This is a genomic window from Pseudomonas sp. Au-Pse12 (assembly GCF_021341665.1).
Lineage (GTDB): Bacteria > Pseudomonadota > Gammaproteobacteria > Pseudomonadales > Pseudomonadaceae > Aquipseudomonas.
The window spans coordinates 521,674-537,986 of sequence record NZ_JAJTTH010000005.1 but is presented as its reverse complement, the minus strand read 5'-3'; the positions used below and the strand labels follow the sequence as shown (position 1 = coordinate 537,986).

The following is a 16,313-nucleotide window of genomic DNA, read 5'->3' as shown; positions in this document are numbered from 1 at the left end:
CGTCACTTCCTTAACGTGGCGTTCAACCTTTGTTCGAGCGAGGTGAGGATGTTTTGCGTCGTAGAGTTCACCTCATCGTCATTAAGAGTGCGCGATGGATGCTGCCAGGTCAAGCCGACGGCAAGGCTTTTTCTATGCGGATCAATGCCTTTACCCTGATAGACGTCAAAGAGCCTGAGGTCTGTCAGCCATTCACCTGCATTTTCACGGATTACGTCCAGAACGGCGCTGGCCGCTACGTCACGATCCGCCAGCAATGCCAGGTCACGACGCACTTCCGGGAAGCGCGATAGCTCATTGAACTTCGGCAAACGCCCTTGAGCCACTTCGCCCAAGACCAGTTCAAATACATACACCGGACGATCCAGACCGAGATTTTTCGCCAACTCAGGGTGAATAGCCCCCAGATAACCGACTTCACGACCATCACGTTCAATACGTGCAGTCTGGCCAGGATGAAGCGCTGGGTGCTTGCCCGGGGCAAAGGTGAAGGCATCAAGAGCGCCGGCAAAGCCCAGAACGGCCTCGACATCTGCCTTGACGTCAAAGAAGTCCACGCCTTCGCGGCCTTGCGCCCAACCTTCAGGCAGGCGACTGCCACAAACCACACCTGCCAGCATTGGCTGTTGCTTCAAACCTTCCAACTGACCAACAAAACGCAGACCACTTTCAAACAGACGGACGCGATCCTGTTGACGGTTCAGGTTGTGCTGAAGCGCCTTGACCAACCCAGGCCACAAGGAAGAGCGCATGGCTGCCATGTCGGCCGAAATAGGATTGGCCAACAGCAACGGCTCAACGCCAGGATTGAACAGCTCGAACAGTTTTGGATCGATGAAGCTGTAGGTGATCGCTTCCTGATAACCACGAGCCACCAGCAAACGACGCAGCGCAGGCAGATCGCCCTGGGCCTCGGCCTTGGCTTGAGGTGCCAGGCGAGCTTGCGGATAGCGAACCGGCAAACGGTTGTAGCCATAAAGACGCGCCAACTCTTCGATCAAATCAACCTCAAGGCTGATATCGAAACGGTGGCTTGGCACTTCAACACGCCACTGCCCTGCCCCGTCGGCAGCTACAGTCAACCCCAGAGCAGTGAGCAGACGCTCGACCTCGGCCCCCTCGATTTCCATGCCCAGCATCTGCGTGATGCGTTCAGCACGCAGCGTGACAGGCGCAACCGACGGCAGATGCTGCTCGCTGACGGTTTCAATGATCGGGCCAGCATCACCGCCAGTGATCTCCAGCAGCAACCCGGTAGCACGCTCCATGGCCTCACGAGCCAGCTGCCAGTCCACGCCACGCTCGTAGCGATGGGAAGCGTCGGTATGCAAACCATAGGACCGCGCCTTGCCAGCAACCGCGATCTGGTCGAAGAAGGCACTTTCCAGAAACACATCACGAGTGTTGGCGGTGACACCGCTGTGCTCGCCCCCCATGACGCCGGCAATCGCCAGGGCCCGAGTGTGGTCGGCAATGACTAGGGTATCGCTGCGCAGGGTCACTTCCTGACCGTCAAGCAGCACCAACTTCTCGCCCTCTTCCGCCATGCGCACGCGGATACCGCCATTGATCTCGGCGAGATCAAAAGCATGCAGCGGCTGGCCCAGCTCAAGCATCACGTAGTTGGTGATATCCACTGCGGCATCAATACTGCGCACGTCAGCACGACGCAGGCGCTCGACCATCCACAGCGGAGTAGGCTTGGACAAGTCGACATTACGAACAACCCGCCCCAGGTAACGAGGGCAAGCAGCTGGCGCCAGCACTTCCACTGGGCGCACTTCGTCATGCGCTGCAGGAACTGCTTGTACTTCCGGACGCTGCACTTTGGCCGCGTACAAGGCACCGACTTCACGAGCCAGACCGGCCAGAGACAGGCAGTCGCCACGGTTCGGAGTCAGGTCGACCTCAATGCTGGCATCGTCCAAGCTGAGGTAGCTACGAATGTCCTCACCCACCGGAGCATCGACCGGCAGCTCCATCAGACCGTCATTGCCTTCACCGATCTGCAACTCCGCCTGGGAGCACAGCATGCCGTTGGATTCAACGCCACGCAGTTTGGCCTTTTTGATCTTGAAGTCGCCTGGCAGCTCGGCACCGATCATCGCAAACGGAATCTTCAGACCTTGGCGCACGTTAGGTGCACCACAGACAACCTGAAAGGTCTCCGAACCATTGCTGACCTGGCACACACGCAGCTTGTCGGCATCGGGGTGCTGTTCGGTGCTCAGCACCTCGCCCACCACTACACCACTGAAAGCACCGGCGGCTGGCGTTACGCTGTCAACCTCAAGACCGGCCATCGACAGACGAGCAACCAGCTCATCACGACTTACCTGCGGGCTAACCCAGCCACGCAGCCATTGTTCACTGAATTTCATCCTGCTCTCCTAATAGATTCGTTACGGACGCGCGACTAGCGAAATTGCGCAAGGAACCGCAAGTCGTTGTCGAAGAACAGGCGCAAGTCATTGACACCGTAACGCAGCATGGCCAAGCGCTCGACGCCCATGCCGAAGGCAAAGCCCTGGAACTCTTCCGGGTCGATCCCGGACATACGCAGCACGTTCGGGTGAACCATGCCGCAACCCATCACCTCCAGCCAGCCAGTCTGCTTGCAGACCCGGCAGCCTTTACCGCTGCACATCACGCATTCCATATCAACTTCGGCAGAAGGCTCGGTGAATGGGAAGTACGAGGGACGGAAACGCACGGCCAGTTCCTTTTCGAAGAACACCCGCAGGAATTCTTCGATAGTGCCCTTAAGGTCGGCGAAATTGATGTCGCGATCCACTAGCAGGCCTTCGACCTGATGAAACATCGGCGAGTGGGTGATATCGGAATCGCTACGGTACACACGACCCGGGCAGACGATACGAATCGGCGGCTGCTGCGACTCCATGGTGCGAACCTGTACCGGTGAGGTATGGGTGCGCAGCAGCATGTTCGCATTGAAATAGAAGGTGTCATGCATCGACCGGGCCGGGTGATGGCCAGGGATGTTGAGCGCTTCAAAGTTGTGATAATCGTCTTCGACCTCGGGGCCTTCGGCGATGCCGTAGCCAATATGGGTGAAGAACTGTTCGATACGCTCCAGGGTCCGCGTAATCGGGTGCAGACCACCAGAGGTCTGGCCACGGCCCGGCAGGGTTACGTCAATGCATTCGGCGGCGAGCTTGGCGCTGAGTTCCGCCTCCTCGAAAGCCGCTTTGCGCGCATTGAGAACCTCTGTCACACGCTCCTTGGCCACGTTGATCAGCGCACCGACTTGCGGACGCTCTTCGGCAGGCAGGTTGCCCAGGGTCTTCATCACCTGAGTCAGCTCGCCCTTCTTGCCAAGGAAGTGAACCCGGATCTGCTCCAGGGCGTTGATGTCTTCAGCGTGTTGCACGGCCTCAAGTGCTTGAGAAACCAGCGCATCCAGGTTTTCCATGTACAGACTCCAGATACAAAATAGGGGAAGAGCTTGAAGGCTCTTCCCCTATTTATGACGTTTAACATCAGAGCTCACGGAAGGTGAGCCCGGATGACTGTCGGGGGTACTTAAGCCAAGGTGGCTTTAGCTTTCTCGACAATCGCAGCAAACGCCGCTTTTTCGTTCACTGCCAGATCAGCCAGAACCTTACGGTCGATCTCGATGGACGCCTTTTTCAGGCCAGCGATCAAACGGCTGTAAGACAGACCGTTGGTACGAGCACCAGCGTTGATACGAGCGATCCACAGAGCGCGGAACTGACGTTTTTTCTGACGACGGTCACGGTAGGCGTATTGGCCTGCCTTGATTACCGCTTGCTTGGCAACACGGAATACGCGCGAGCGAGCGCCGTAGTAGCCTTTAGCAAGTTTCAGAATTTTTTTGTGACGTTTACGGGCAATGACGCCACGCTTTACACGAGCCATGAGTTACTTCCTCTATTCTTGATCCAAAAATTAACGAAGGCGCAGCATGCGCTCGACTTTTGCCACGTCAGACGGATGCAGCAAGCTGCTACCGCGCAGTTGACGCTTACGCTTGGTCGACATTTTGGTCAGGATGTGGCTCTTGAAAGCGTGCTTGTGCTTGATACCGTTAGCAGTTTTCAGAAACCGCTTAGCAGCACCACTTTTGGTTTTCATCTTTGGCATGTTCGGATACTCCGCATTCAGTTGATAAACATAATCAGAAGGCCTGCCGTGCCCTGTTGATTACTTCTTCTTTTTCGGGGCGATGACCATGATCAGCTGGCGTCCTTCCATCTTAGGATGCTGTTCGACCGAACCGTACTCTTGCAGGTCAGCTTCAACCCGCTTGAGGAGTTCCATCCCCAGCTCCTGGTGGGCCATCTCACGGCCGCGGAATCGCAAGGATACCTTGGCCCTGTCCCCGTCACTCAGGAAACGTACCAGGTTGCGCAGTTTTACCTGGTAATCCCCTTCCTCCGTCCCTGGACGAAACTTGATTTCTTTAACCTGAATCTGCTTCTGGTTCTTCTTCGCAGCAGCAATCTGCTTCTTCTTCTCGAAGATCGACTTGCCGTAATCCATCACCCGGCAAACAGGTGGGACTGCGTCGGCGGAAATTTCCACCAGATCCAGCTTGGCTTCTTCAGCTATACGAAGCGCTTCATCAATCGAGACGATGCCAATCTGCTCGCCGTCAGCGCCAATTAACCGAACCTCGCGTGCCGAGATATTCTCGTTGATCGGGGCTTTCGGTGCAGCTCGTTTATCTTGTCTCATATCACGCTTAATAATAATTACTCCGAATCTTGGCGACCACGCCGGGAAACCGCTTGTGCGAGGAACTCCGAGAATTGGCCGACAGGCATCGAGCCCAGGTCTTCACCTTCACGGGTACGCACAGCGACAGTCTGCATCTCGACCTCCCGATCTCCAATAACCAAGAGATAGGGAACCTTGAGCAAAGTATGCTCGCGGATTTTAAAGCCGATCTTTTCATTTCTCAAGTCGGACTTGGCACGAAATCCGCTTTGATTGAGTGTTTTTTCCACTTCGAGGGCAAAATCTGCCTGTTTATCAGTGATATTCATCACCACGGCCTGAGTCGGAGCCAGCCATGCAGGGAACGCGCCCTCGTAGTGCTCGATCAGAATTCCGACAAAACGCTCGAAGGAACCGAGGATTGCCCGGTGCAACATCACTGGATGCTTACGGCTGTTGTCTTCGGAAACGTACTCGGCACCCAGACGGATCGGCAAGTTGAAGTCCAGCTGCAAGGTACCGCACTGCCACACACGACCCAGGCAGTCTTTCAGCGAGAACTCGATCTTCGGACCGTAGAAAGCCCCCTCCCCCGGCTGCAAGTCATATGGCAGGCCAGCGCTATCGAGCGCAGCGGCCAGTGCGCTTTCCGCACGATCCCACAGATCATCGGAGCCCACGCGCTTTTCAGGGCGAGTGGACAGCTTCATCTCGATGTCCTTGAAGCCGAAGTCGGCATAGACATCCATGGTCAGCTTGATGAACGCTGCGGATTCAGCCTGCATCTGATCTTCAGTACAGAAGATATGGGCATCGTCCTGAGTGAAGCCACGCACGCGCATGATTCCGTGCAAGGCACCCGAAGGCTCGTTACGGTGGCAGGCACCGAACTCGGCCAGGCGCATTGGCAGCTCGCGGTAGCTCTTCAAACCCTGGTTGAACACTTGCACGTGGCAAGGGCAGTTCATGGGTTTGATCGCGTAGTCGCGGCTTTCCGACTCAGTGGTGAACATGTTCTCGGCGTAGTTGGCCCAGTGCCCGGATTTTTCCCAGAGGCTGCGATCGACCACCTGCGGAGTCTTGATCTCCAGGTAGCCGTTGTCACGCTGCACCTTGCGCATGTATTGCTCAAGAACCTGGTACAGGGTCCAGCCATTCGGGTGCCAGAACACCATGCCCGGCGCCTCTTCCTGGGTATGGAACAGGCCCAGGCGCTTGCCGATCTTGCGATGGTCGCGTTTTTCAGCCTCTTCGATACGCTGGATGTAAGCAGCAAGCTGCTTCTTGTCCGCCCAGGCAGTACCGTAGACCCGCTGCAGTTGCTCGTTCTTCGCATCGCCACGCCAGTAGGCGCCGGACAACTTGGTCAGCTTGAAGGACTTCAGGAAGCGAGTGTTCGGCACGTGCGGACCGCGGCACATGTCGACATATTCTTCGTGGTAGTAAAGACCCATTGCCTGCTCGTTCGGCATGTCTTCAACCAAACGCAGCTTGTAGTCTTCACCACGCGCCTTGAACACGTCGATAACTTCGGCGCGCGGCGTGACCTTCTTGATTACGTCGTAATCCTTCTCGATCAACTGTTGCATGCGCTGCTCGATAGCGGCCATGTCTTCGGGCGTAAAAGGACGCTCGTAGGCGATGTCGTAATAGAAGCCTTCATCGATGACCGGCCCGATGACCATCTTGGCAGTCGGGTACAACTGCTTGACCGCGTGCCCCACCAAGTGCGCGCAAGAGTGGCGAATGATCTCCAGCCCCTCTTCGTCCTTTGGCGTGATGATTTGCAGGGTCGCATCGCCGTCGATCACATCACAGGCGTCGACCAGCTTGCCATTGACCTTGCCGGCCAATGTAGCCTTGGCCAGACCTGCACCAATGGATGCGGCGACCTCCGCTACGGATACCGCATGGTCGAATGAACGTTGACTGCCGTCGGGAAGAGTAATAGTGGGCATGGCGCCTCCTCTCCTAGTGGTGACCCCTACCAAAGGTCACGTGGGTTGGGATGAGCCAGTACGCGATTCAGTTCGGCCGTTCTGTTATGAACGCCTGCCTCACAGTGGCAAGAGCCTTGCGGCCAACCGGGAAACCGAACCAGAGTGACTGGGGTTCAAATCAAAATTTATGAGGCATAGACGGCAAGGGAAGAGAAACACCCAAAGCTTGAAAACACCCAAGCGGGGCATGCTAGCACAGAAAAATCGCAATCGCCGCGCAGCAAATTCCTGCGAGCCTGGTTTACAGTCTTTTAGTGTTGAAAGTGAACTTGAGATGTACGTCGAACCTCAAATACCTCGAGAATCGCCGTCCTTGCTACTTACTTCAGGAGAACCCGACTCATGCGCCTTACCCAACTGCTCGCCCTTGCCGCCCCACTCGCCCTGTTGCTGCCCTTGAGCGCACAGGCGGCCTGGCCTGCCGGAGCACGCGCCGACTACATGAAGGACTGCACCGCGGCCGCTAGCCAGAATATCGACGCCAAGAGCGCTGAAAAGCATTGCGCCTGCGGTGCCGACAAACTGAATGAAAAATTCACCACCGAGGAAATCAAGGAACTGATGAGCAAAACCAAGCAGCCGAGCGCGGAGTTGCGGACCAAGGCACTGGATGCCATCGCCGCCTGCCGAGTGGTGAAATAACCCACCAAGGCTCGAAACAAGCCGTATCGAGCCCTTTAAAAGAGCCTGAAACGCGTTTTTTTTCACAATTTACGCAGGTTTTACGGGTTTTTTTATCACCGTTTGTTTTCCGCGAAAGCCCCTTAAACCGGGGCCTACAGCCAACTTCGCAGGCAAAATATACGGGCACATCGGGCAAACAGTGCCTCTAGGGGGCTCCCAAGCCGAACATTTCGACTATGATAGCTCGGTGTGCCCAGTTGGCCTGAGCAGCACAGCACTACTGAAAATATATGTTTCTTGGAGATACACCATGTCTAATCGCCAAACCGGCACCGTAAAATGGTTCAACGATGAAAAAGGCTTCGGCTTCATCACTCCTCAAGGTGGCGGTGACGACCTGTTCGTACACTTCAAAGCTATTGAAAGCGACGGTTTCAAAAGCCTGAAAGAAGGCCAAACCGTTTCCTTCGTGGCTGAGAAAGGCCAAAAGGGTATGCAAGCTGCACAAGTTCGTCCTGAGTAATTTCTCAGCGAGCTAAAAAAACCCCGTCCATGTGACGGGGTTTTTTATGCGTGAGCAAAAAGCCTCAGCCCTTAACCACAGTTAACCCGGGTTACCACCAAACCGGCATCGGTGTTGAGGTTCAGGCGATCCGAGCGGTACTCAAGAGTGATCATGTCGTTGGGCTTGAGGAACCTTGCATACTGCGCCCCAGCACGCGTACGGGCCTGCTCGAGCAACTCGGGAGAAGCCTTCTTGCCGACGGCGAATTCAGCGGCCGTTGCTTCACAACGAGTGTGCCCGGCCTCAGCAGCCACAGGCGCCGTTGTCGACCCAGCAGTGCTGCACCCGCCAAGGACTGCAGCGGCCAACAAGGTTCCGAATGAAGCGAGCTTCCAAGGCATGAAGCCTCCTTTTCAAAAATAAGCAGAGAACGTGCGACAGCCGATTTGGCTTTTGGTTTCAAAACAAATGGCCATTTGCCGCATCAGGTAAACGGCGGACAAGTCTGCCTCAGACATTGCCACCCTTTCACGGGACAATCGTCACCGGATATGAACAGCGATCAATAGATATCGATGTAATCGAACGCTGGCTTGGGCCAGTTCTGCTTGAGCGCATTGAAGATCTGCATCACCCAGACTTCGTCCGCGGCCGCCACCTTGCCCACATACCCGGACCCGGCCGCCCAGGTTTCCAGGCGAAACAGCAAGCCGTCGATCTCGGCACCGCCCACAACACCCGCCGAGATATAGGCAATTCCGGTTTTGCTCACGCGCAACTGCGTGTGCACGTTGTCACTGGCGGACGCCAGCAGCTGACGCACCGCGTCCAGGGTCAAGGCATCAGGCTGGTTCAAATCAATGTGCACGAGGGCTTCCTTGAGCGCAGGAAAAACCGCAGTGTCGCATAGCACCCGCTTGATGCCTAAGTCGCAGTGCCAAACACCCGCCAACATGGTTAACTCTGCGGCGCAACAAACACCCGCCCAGAGCCCAGCCCTGGCACCCGCCTTATCCGAATTCGTGAGACTTTCATGGCCACCGTGAGTATCGACGCCGACATCAAAGCCAAATGGCCCCAGGGCCAGTGCTCCTACAGCCCGGGGAGCCCGGAAGAGCTGGCGATCATTGGCATCGACCTGCTGGTGAAGGAGCTGGGCACGCAGTCTGCCCGCGCGTTCATTGAACAGGTATTCGAGAAGTACCCGGCCGACCATCTGGGTGCGCAGGCCCTGGAACGGGAGTAGAACCCCGCAGGCAGGCACCTGCGGGGGCATTGCTTACTTGAGGCGCGCCAGACGCTCGGTGAGCAAGTCGAAGAACCCCTGAGCATCACCGTTCTCGACCCAGAACACGTTCTTTTGCTGTTTCAGGCCGTCGTACCAGTCGACGATGGTCTGGCCGAAGGTCGGCCCTTCGCGACTGTCGATGACCATGTTGGCCTGGCGCCCGGTGAACAACTCGGGCTTCAGGAGGTAGGCGATCACGGTCGCGTCATGCACCGGGCCACCGGGAATCCCGTAGTGCTCCATATCCCCCTTGACGTACTCGTTGAGGATATCCCCCACCACTTTGCTGGCATTGTTGTTCAAGGCCGCGATCTTCTGCAGCCGTGCATCACTGGTCAGCACCTTGTGAGTCACATCCAGTGGCAGATAGGTCAGCTTGACGCCGCTCTTGAGCACCACTTCAGCCGCTTGCGGGTCGGCGAACAGATTGAACTCGGCCACCGGGGTGATGTTGCCACCGTTGAAGTGCGCGCCCCCCATGACCACCACTTCCTTGATGCCCTGAGTGATATCCGGCGCCTGGATCAGCGCCAGCGCCAGGTTGGTCTGCGGGCCGAGCATGGCGATGGTGATGCTGTGGGGCTTGGCTGCCCGCAACGTCTCGATCAGGTAGTTGATCGCACTGCCCTTGGCCAGAGGCGCCTTGGGTTCATGCACCGTCACTCCGGAAATGCCTTCCTTGCCGTGGATATTCTCGGCGTAGATGGGGGTACGCAGCAGCGGCTGTGGCGCCCCGGCGTAGACCGGCACGTCCTCGCGCCCTGCCCACTCACGAGCCAGTCGCGCATTGCGCGAGGTCTTGTCCAGCCGCACGTTGCCCGCCACCGTGGTCAAGGCACGGACCTGCAACTCCTCCGGCGAAGCCAGGGCGAACAGAAGGGCCACCACATCGTCGGCCCCCGGATCGGTGTCGATGATCAGATCGATTTTTTCCGCCGCCTGAGCGCCGGTAGCAGTGAGGAGAGACAAAAGCAGCAGACTCCGAAACCAATGATGAAACAGCTGAGCATAGCGGCGCATGGCGCACTCCTTGTGCAAGGTAGAAAAAAGCCCGACAGCGGCCTAGAAGGTCACCCCGGCGATCAGGGCGATATTGCAATACGGCTGGCACTCCCCCGTACGAATCACCGCACGGGCCTGACGACTGAGCAGCTTGAACTCTTCATGACTCAGAAGCTGCCGCGCGCCCAGCTCACCGCTGGCGGTCATGGCTTCAAGCGCCGAGAGCGGGCCTGGCTGCTTGAGCAGAATCTCTTCAGCCAGCACATGACGCTCCACCTGCATCTCACTGAGCAGCACCTTCAAGGTGCCGAGAAAGTCGGGAACGCCATGGGTCAGCGCCAGGTCGATCAATTCGACGCCTGGCGGCACCGGCAGGCCCGCATCGCCGATCACCACGATATCGCCGTGCCCCAGAGAGGCGATCAGGCGCGACAGGGCAATATTGAGCAAAGGTGTCTTTTTCATGAAGGAACGAACGCCTGTACGTCGGACAGCGTGGGAATGGAGGGTTGTGCACCGGCGCGTGTCACCGACAACGCGGCGGCCACCTGGCCAAAACGAATAGCCTCGGCCTCGCTCTTGCCGCTCGCCAGGGCAGCGGCAAATCCGCCGACAAAGGTATCCCCCGCCGCCGTGGTATCGATGGCCTTGACCTTCGGCGCCGGAAAATGCTCGAAACCATGGCCATTGGCGAACAATGAACCTTGGGCACCGAGGGTGATGATCACCTTGCCCGCACCGGCAGCGATCAAGCGGGCAGCAGCGACTTCGGCGCTCTCCAGAGAGTCCACCGGCACACCACTGAGGGCCGAGGCCTCGCTTTCATTGGGAACCAGGTAATCGATCGAGCCATACCACTCGGCCGGCAACGGCGCACTGGCCGGAGCCGGGTTGAGAATCAGCGTCTTGCCCAGCTCGCGCCCGCGCTTGAGGGTGTAGCCCACTGTTGCCAAGGGCACCTCCAGCTGGCAGATGATCACCTCGGCCTCCTGCAATACCCGATCGAACCCGGCGACCTTTTCAGGACTGAGCTGACCGTTAGCGCCAGCGACAATGACAATTGCATTCTGGCTACTGTCATCCACCACGATCAGCGCGACGCCACTGGAGCCCTCGACCTCGCTGACGGCCTGGCAATCGATCTGCTCGGCCAACAATGCGCCACGCAGTTGCTCGCCATAGGCGTCGTCACCGACACAGCCGACCATCGATACCGGCGCGCCCAACCTGGCCGCGGCCACCGCCTGGTTGGCGCCCTTGCCACCGGAAACCGTGGCGAAGGATTGGCCAATCAACGTCTCGCCCCCTCGGGGCAGGCGCTCGGCCCGGGTCACCAGGTCCATGTTGAGGCTACCCACCACCACTACTTTTGCAGACATACATCGATACTCAATCAAATGGGTTCAACGGTATTCAGCGAAGGCGCCACTGAGCGGCGCCGTCGACTCCCGCAAGACGATATTCGGTGTAACGATGCGCTGGTCGACCGGCAACTCCGGAGTGGCGATGCGCCGCAACAGCAATTCCGCCGCGGTTTCACCCAACTGCAGGATCGACTGGCCGACCGTCGTCAGTGCCGGGTAGACATAACGGCTCATGAGGATGTCATCGAAGCCGATCACCGAGAGCTCGCCGGGCACGCGAATATTGCGCTCCGCCGCCGCGCGCAGCACCCCGATGCCCATCATGTCGTTGCCGGCGAAGATCGCGCTCGGCGCCCGTCCGCCATCGAGCAACTGCGCCGCCGCGCGATAGCCGCCGGTGCTGCTGAAATCACTTTCCAGAATGCGCTCGGCCGGCACCTCGACGCCGGCCTCGCCCAGCGCCTGCTGAAATCCCGCCAGGCGCAACTGCGCCACGCTGGTATTGCCCGGCCCCCCAATGCAGGCGATGTCCCGATGCCCCAGCTGCAGCAGATGCCGAGTCGCCAGGTAGGCACCGTACTGGTGGTCGATGCGCACCAGATCGGCGTCCACCCCTTCCAGCCCGCGGTCGACAATCACCATCGGCGTGCGCACCCCGGCCAGCCCCTGGGCCAGGCCGCTGTCGCCGCCGGCCGAGGTGACGATCAGCCCGTCAATGCGCTTTTCCAGCAACACCCGCAGGTAGTTGCGCTGTTTCTCCGGGTTGTCGTCGGAGTTGCAGAGGATCACGCAATAGCCGTTGCGCTCACAGTAGTCCTCGATCCCCCGAGCCAGCTCGGCAAAGTACGGGTTGAGGCTGTTGGGCACCAGCAACCCGATGGTCGCCGTGGTCTTGGCCTTCAGCGAGCGCGCCACCGCGCTGGGCACATAGTCCAGGCGCTTGATCGCCGCTTCGACCTTGACCCGCACTTCTTCACTGACCGGGCGCGTCTTGTTCAGCACGTGGGACACCGTGGTGTAGGAAATACCCGCCAGCGCCGCCACATCCTTGATGGTTGCCATGAATCAAACCCGCCGATTGGCGCGCTGGCTGCGATAGGTATCCAGCACCACGGCAATCACGATGACCGCACCGGTGATGATGCGCTTGGTCGGTTCGGATGCGCCGATTTGCGCCAGGCCTGCAGCCAGCACGGAAATAATCAAGACGCCGAAGAAGGTACTGATCACCGAGCCGCGTCCGCCCATCAGGCTGGTGCCGCCGATCACCACCGCGGCGATGACCTGCAACTCCAGACCGGAGCCCGCATTCGGGTCTGCCGCTTCCAGGCGAGAAATCTGAAACAGTGCAGCAATGCCGGCCAGCAACCCCATCAGGCTGAAAACCAGAATCTTGTAGGGCTTGGGGTTGATCCCCGCCAGGCGCACCGCTTCTTCGTTGGTACCGATGCCGATCAGATAGCGGCCGAACACGGTACGGGTCAGCACCGCCTGGGCCAGGAAGATAATCAGCAGGGCAATGATAAACGACGGCGAAATGCCAAAGGCAATCGGATTCGACAACCAGGCGAACGCGTCGCCGATGTACGCGGTGCGCGAGCCGGTCATCTGATAGGCCACTCCGCGGGCCATCTCCAGAACCCCCAGGGACACGATGAACGAAGGAATGCGCCAAGCCACGGTGATCGAGCCGGTGACGGTCCCCGCCAGCGCCGCACAGGCCATGCCCAGCAGCGCCGCGGGCACTACCCCCCAACCCCAGCCGAGAATCGCCACGCTGACGGTTGATGCCGCCAGGGCCAGCACCGACCCCACGGACAGGTCGATGCCGCCGATGATCAGGACAAAGGTCATGCCCACCGCCAGCACCATCAGGTCGGGAATCTGGTTGGCCAGGGTGCTGAAGGTGTCATAGGACAGGAAGTGGCTGCTGAGCAGGGAGAACAGCACGATCATCCCCAGCAACGCCCCCGCCAACCCCAGGTAAGTACCGAGGCCGTAGTAATGGCCGCCTCGCTTGCCGCTTGCCGGTGCAGTTTTCATGATGCATTCCTAGGCGCCGCTTCATTGAGCAGCGCATCTCGTTTTTGATAGCCGGCAAACGCCGCCGCAAGCAGTTCATCCTGGGTCCAGCTGTCGCGCTCGAAGGTGTCGATCAAGCGCCCGGCCGAAAGCACGCCGATGCGATCGCAGATCAGCATCAGTTCCCGCAGGTCGCTGGACACCACCACCAGGGCCTTGCCCTGGCGGGTCAAGTCTCCCAGCAGGCCGTAGATATCGAACTTGGCGCCGACATCGATGCCACGGGTTGGCTCGTCAAACAGCAGCACTGAACAGTCGCGCTCCAGCCAGCGACCGATCACCACTTTCTGCTGATTGCCGCCGGACAATTCACTGACTAGTTGCGCCGGGCTGGAGCTGCGGATGCGCATGGCGTCGATCTGCCGCCGGGCCAGCTGCTCCTCGTCCTGGCCATTGACCAGACCGCTGCTGGAAATCGCCGGCATGTTGCCCAGGGCGATATTGGCGCTGATCGACTGGCTCAGCAGCAGCCCCTCGCCCTTGCGGTCTTCGGTGATCAGTGCAATGCCGTTGGCCACCGCGTCCACCGGCGAGCGAATGCTCACTGGCCGCGCCGGCGTGCCCAGGGCGATGCTGCCGCTGTCAGCGATGTCAGCACCAAAGATCAATCGCAGCAGTTCGGTGCGCCCCGCCCCAATCAGACCGGAAATGCCAAAGATCTCGCCGCTGCGCACCTCGAAGGAGACATCGCGAACCTTGTCCGCGCGGCTGAGATTGCTCACCGTCAGCGCTGGCGCACCGATGTTGCGCTCGCCAAGGTCGATATGCTCGCCCAGCTCGCGCCCCACCATCAGGTTCACCAACTGCTCACTGTTGTAATTGGCCATCGGCTCGACACAGACCAGGCAACCGTCACGCAACACCGCAATGCGCTGCGCGACCCGGGCCAGTTCTTCCAGGCGATGGGAGATGTAGATGATCGACACGCCTCGGGCCTGCAGGCGGGTGATTTGCTCGAAGAGCATCTCCACCTCACGGGACGTGAGCATGGCGGTGGGCTCATCGAGAATCAGCACATGGCAGTCACCGATCAGGTTGCGGGCAATCTCCACCATTTGCTGATGGCCAATGCCCAGCTCGCCCACCAGGGTGTCGGGGTCGATGGCGTCCAGGCCGACCTGGGCCATGGCCTCGATCGCCGCCTTGCGCAGTTGCCGACGGCTGATCCAGCCAGCACTGCTGGGCAGGTTGTCAAGAAACAGGTTCTCGGCCACAGACAGCGTCGGCAGCAGGTTGAGTTCCTGCATCACCATGCGAATACCCAGTTCCTCGGCCTGGGCGCGGCTGCCGGGGCGATAGTCCTGGCCGTTGAACTGCATATGCCCTGTGGTGGGGCTGACCAGGCCGCCGATGATCTTCGACAGGGTGCTCTTGCCGGCACCGTTCTCACCGGTAAGCGCCAGCACTTCACCGCGCAGCAGCGTCAGGTCGATGCCGCTCAACACCGGTTGGGCATAAGTCTTGCCGATACCGCTGACCGATAGGACAGCGTTGGCAGCGGAAACTGACATAGGAAACTCTCCATGCGCCCGCCCGACCGGGCGAGCGCCGTTGTACCGCCGCAATGATTACTGGGTGACCAGCTCAACCGGAGTTTCGATCACGCCTTGGGTACCGCTGTCGACCTTCTCGCCCTTGAGGATCTTCAGTGCCGTCTCGATACCGAACACCGCCTGCTTGGCAGCGAACTGATCGGCCGTGGCCAGGACTCGGCCATCCTTGAGCATCGGCTTGATGGCGTTAATGTTGTCGTAGCCCACCACCTGCACCTTGCCCGCCTTGCCGGCGGCCCGTACGGCCGAGACCGCGCCCACCGCCATGCTGTCGTTACCGGCGAGCAATGCCTTGAGGTTCGGGTATTCGCTGAGCATGGCCGAGGCCACGCGGTTGCCGGCGTCGATTTCCCAGTCGCCCGATTGCAGCGACACCACCTTGATCTGCGCAGCGTCCATCGCATCCTTGAAGCCGGCAGTGCGCTGTTGTGCGTTGGTGGTGGTGGAAACCCCTTCGATGATCCCCACTTCGTCACCAGCCTTGAGTTGCTTGGCCAGGTACTCGCCCACCAGGCGCGCGCCCTTGCGGTTGTCCGGCCCAACGAAAGGCACGCTGATGTTCTTGCTCTTCAACACAGCGGGGTCAAGCTGGTTATCGATGTTGATCACCGTGATCCCGGCGTCCACCGCCTTCTTGATCACCGGCACCATCGCCTTGGAGTCGGCGGGCGCAATCACCAGGGCATTGACCTTGGAGACGATCATCTGCTCGACGATGCGGATCTGGTTGGCGGTATCGGTTTCATCCTTGATGCCGTTGGACACCAGGTCAAAATCGGCGGAGTGCTCTTTCTGATAAGCCTTGGCGCCGTCTTCCATGGTCAGGAAGAACTCGTTGGCCAGGGATTTCATGACCAGGGCGACCTTGGGTTTCTGTGGGGTGTCGGCCAGAGCCGAAGAGACAGGAAGGGCAGCGGATGCAGCGGCCAGAACAGCAACCGCGAGTAGACGTCCAGCAAAGGGCAGCTTCATGGGTTCACTCCGATCTTATGATTATTGTGAGCAGCGTTCGCCCGGCGGGGCCGCCAGGTTTCCAGCGACACTGGCCGGCGCCATGCCTCGGAAAGATAGACGATCATCGTTTCCCGAGTGCCGCGCAAACGTTTGCGTAAAACGAACTATGCGAACCTCGCCAGAGTTTGTCAACGCTGTTCAATGTGCGATCAGAGAGCGTGAGCAGCCATTCGCGGCCGG

Annotated in this window: 18 protein-coding genes; 3 read left to right on the top strand and 15 right to left on the bottom strand. The window is 59.1% G+C overall.

The annotated features are described in order from the left end of the window. Positions 1-2: 2 nt before the first annotated feature. The 6 genes from pheT to thrS form a co-directional block, all read right to left on the bottom strand. Positions 3-2,381 (bottom strand): phenylalanine--tRNA ligase subunit beta, encoded by a 2,379-nt coding sequence (gene pheT, locus LXM55_RS17480; protein WP_233321490.1) that lies wholly within the window; start codon positions 2,379-2,381, stop codon positions 3-5. Positions 2,382-2,416: 35 nt separating this feature from the next. Further along, the gene (gene pheS, locus LXM55_RS17475) at positions 2,417-3,433 is read right to left on the bottom strand and encodes a phenylalanine--tRNA ligase subunit alpha (RefSeq protein WP_161759211.1); all 1,017 of its coding nucleotides are present in this window, start codon (positions 3,431-3,433) and stop codon (positions 2,417-2,419) included. A 110-nt stretch (positions 3,434-3,543) separates the two neighbouring features. Next, complete coding sequence (gene rplT, locus LXM55_RS17470) at positions 3,544-3,900, bottom strand: 50S ribosomal protein L20 (protein ID WP_016963673.1); 357 nt, start codon at positions 3,898-3,900, stop codon at positions 3,544-3,546. Between the two features lie 30 nt (positions 3,901-3,930). Beyond that, positions 3,931-4,125: a 50S ribosomal protein L35 gene (gene rpmI, locus LXM55_RS17465; protein WP_002553160.1), complete on the bottom strand. Its 195-nt coding sequence runs from the start codon at positions 4,123-4,125 to the stop codon at positions 3,931-3,933. Between the two features lie 60 nt (positions 4,126-4,185). Further along, positions 4,186-4,737, bottom strand: coding sequence for a translation initiation factor IF-3 (infC, locus tag LXM55_RS17460; RefSeq protein WP_169893379.1), 552 nt, complete (start codon positions 4,735-4,737; stop codon positions 4,186-4,188). Continuing rightward, positions 4,737-6,659, bottom strand: coding sequence for a threonine--tRNA ligase (thrS, locus tag LXM55_RS17455; protein WP_233321489.1), 1,923 nt, complete (start codon positions 6,657-6,659; stop codon positions 4,737-4,739). The genes infC and thrS overlap by 1 nt, the downstream gene beginning before the upstream one ends. Positions 6,660-7,043: 384 nt before the next feature. Here thrS and LXM55_RS17450 point away from each other — a divergent pair, with 384 nt between their 5' ends. Both LXM55_RS17450 and LXM55_RS17445 read left to right on the top strand, forming a co-directional pair. Beyond that, positions 7,044-7,343: a hypothetical protein gene (locus LXM55_RS17450; RefSeq protein ID WP_233321488.1), complete on the top strand. Its 300-nt coding sequence runs from the start codon at positions 7,044-7,046 to the stop codon at positions 7,341-7,343. A 292-nt stretch (positions 7,344-7,635) separates the two neighbouring features. Continuing rightward, complete coding sequence (locus LXM55_RS17445; RefSeq protein ID WP_003179963.1) at positions 7,636-7,848, top strand: cold-shock protein; 213 nt, start codon at positions 7,636-7,638, stop codon at positions 7,846-7,848. 71 nt (positions 7,849-7,919) lie between these two features. Here LXM55_RS17445 and LXM55_RS17440 read toward each other — a convergent pair whose 3' ends face one another. Further along, the gene (locus LXM55_RS17440) at positions 7,920-8,231 is read right to left on the bottom strand and encodes an I78 family peptidase inhibitor (protein WP_233321487.1); all 312 of its coding nucleotides are present in this window, start codon (positions 8,229-8,231) and stop codon (positions 7,920-7,922) included. Between the two features lie 161 nt (positions 8,232-8,392). Continuing rightward, positions 8,393-8,698: a hypothetical protein gene (locus LXM55_RS17435; protein ID WP_233321486.1), complete on the bottom strand. Its 306-nt coding sequence runs from the start codon at positions 8,696-8,698 to the stop codon at positions 8,393-8,395. Between the two features lie 165 nt (positions 8,699-8,863). On the opposite strand from LXM55_RS17435, the gene LXM55_RS17430 reads away from it, so the two are divergent. Continuing rightward, entirely contained in the window at positions 8,864-9,076 is a 213-nt protein-coding gene (locus tag LXM55_RS17430) for a hypothetical protein (RefSeq protein WP_233321485.1), read from the top strand. 33 nt (positions 9,077-9,109) lie between these two features. On the opposite strand, the gene LXM55_RS17425 is transcribed toward LXM55_RS17430, so the two are convergent. Genes LXM55_RS17425 through LXM55_RS17395 form a run of 7 tightly spaced genes read right to left on the bottom strand, consistent with a single transcriptional unit; the run spans position 9,110 to position 16,091 of the window. Then, positions 9,110-10,138 carry a nucleoside hydrolase gene (locus LXM55_RS17425; protein WP_233321484.1) on the bottom strand — a complete coding sequence of 343 codons (1,029 nt, stop codon included), beginning with the start codon at positions 10,136-10,138 and terminating at the stop codon, positions 9,110-9,112. A 42-nt stretch (positions 10,139-10,180) separates the two neighbouring features. Further along, complete coding sequence (gene rbsD, locus LXM55_RS17420; protein ID WP_233321483.1) at positions 10,181-10,585, bottom strand: D-ribose pyranase; 405 nt, start codon at positions 10,583-10,585, stop codon at positions 10,181-10,183. Continuing rightward, entirely contained in the window at positions 10,582-11,499 is a 918-nt protein-coding gene (gene rbsK, locus LXM55_RS17415) for a ribokinase (protein WP_233321482.1), read from the bottom strand. The genes rbsD and rbsK overlap by 4 nt, the downstream gene beginning before the upstream one ends. A 24-nt stretch (positions 11,500-11,523) precedes the next feature. Continuing rightward, a complete protein-coding gene (locus LXM55_RS17410; protein ID WP_233321481.1) occupies positions 11,524-12,546 on the bottom strand; it encodes a LacI family DNA-binding transcriptional regulator in 1,023 nt (340 codons plus the stop codon). Between the two features lie 3 nt (positions 12,547-12,549). Further along, on the bottom strand, positions 12,550-13,527 hold the full coding sequence (locus LXM55_RS17405; RefSeq protein WP_233321480.1) for an ABC transporter permease: 978 nt from the start codon (positions 13,525-13,527) through the stop codon (positions 12,550-12,552). Next, complete coding sequence (locus LXM55_RS17400; protein WP_233321479.1) at positions 13,524-15,077, bottom strand: sugar ABC transporter ATP-binding protein; 1,554 nt, start codon at positions 15,075-15,077, stop codon at positions 13,524-13,526. Before LXM55_RS17400 ends, LXM55_RS17405 begins: the two co-directional genes overlap by 4 nt. Positions 15,078-15,134: 57 nt before the next feature. Next, the gene (locus LXM55_RS17395; RefSeq protein WP_233321478.1) at positions 15,135-16,091 is read right to left on the bottom strand and encodes a sugar ABC transporter substrate-binding protein; all 957 of its coding nucleotides are present in this window, start codon (positions 16,089-16,091) and stop codon (positions 15,135-15,137) included. Positions 16,092-16,313: the final 222 nt, after the last annotated feature.

Excerpts from the sequence above, each read along its gene's own strand:
- pheS (WP_161759211.1), bottom strand. The coding sequence starts at position 3,433 with ATGGAAAACCTGGATGCGCTGGTTTCTCAAGCACTTGAGGCCGTGCAA.
- LXM55_RS17400 (WP_233321479.1), bottom strand. The coding sequence starts at position 15,077 with ATGTCAGTTTCCGCTGCCAACGCTGTCCTATCGGTCAGCGGTATCGGC.
- LXM55_RS17425 (WP_233321484.1), bottom strand. The coding sequence starts at position 10,138 with ATGCGCCGCTATGCTCAGCTGTTTCATCATTGGTTTCGGAGTCTGCTG.
- LXM55_RS17445 (WP_003179963.1), top strand. The coding sequence starts at position 7,636 with ATGTCTAATCGCCAAACCGGCACCGTAAAATGGTTCAACGATGAAAAA.
- rpmI (WP_002553160.1), bottom strand. The coding sequence starts at position 4,125 with ATGCCAAAGATGAAAACCAAAAGTGGTGCTGCTAAGCGGTTTCTGAAA.
- pheT (WP_233321490.1), bottom strand. The coding sequence starts at position 2,381 with ATGAAATTCAGTGAACAATGGCTGCGTGGCTGGGTTAGCCCGCAGGTA.
- LXM55_RS17450 (WP_233321488.1), top strand. The coding sequence starts at position 7,044 with ATGCGCCTTACCCAACTGCTCGCCCTTGCCGCCCCACTCGCCCTGTTG.
- rbsD (WP_233321483.1), bottom strand. The coding sequence starts at position 10,585 with ATGAAAAAGACACCTTTGCTCAATATTGCCCTGTCGCGCCTGATCGCC.
- rbsK (WP_233321482.1), bottom strand. The coding sequence starts at position 11,499 with ATGTCTGCAAAAGTAGTGGTGGTGGGTAGCCTCAACATGGACCTGGTG.
- rplT (WP_016963673.1), bottom strand. The coding sequence starts at position 3,900 with ATGGCTCGTGTAAAGCGTGGCGTCATTGCCCGTAAACGTCACAAAAAA.
- LXM55_RS17430 (WP_233321485.1), top strand. The coding sequence starts at position 8,864 with ATGGCCACCGTGAGTATCGACGCCGACATCAAAGCCAAATGGCCCCAG.
- thrS (WP_233321489.1), bottom strand. The coding sequence starts at position 6,659 with ATGCCCACTATTACTCTTCCCGACGGCAGTCAACGTTCATTCGACCAT.
- LXM55_RS17405 (WP_233321480.1), bottom strand. The coding sequence starts at position 13,527 with ATGAAAACTGCACCGGCAAGCGGCAAGCGAGGCGGCCATTACTACGGC.
- LXM55_RS17440 (WP_233321487.1), bottom strand. The coding sequence starts at position 8,231 with ATGCCTTGGAAGCTCGCTTCATTCGGAACCTTGTTGGCCGCTGCAGTC.
- LXM55_RS17410 (WP_233321481.1), bottom strand. The coding sequence starts at position 12,546 with ATGGCAACCATCAAGGATGTGGCGGCGCTGGCGGGTATTTCCTACACC.
- LXM55_RS17395 (WP_233321478.1), bottom strand. The coding sequence starts at position 16,091 with ATGAAGCTGCCCTTTGCTGGACGTCTACTCGCGGTTGCTGTTCTGGCC.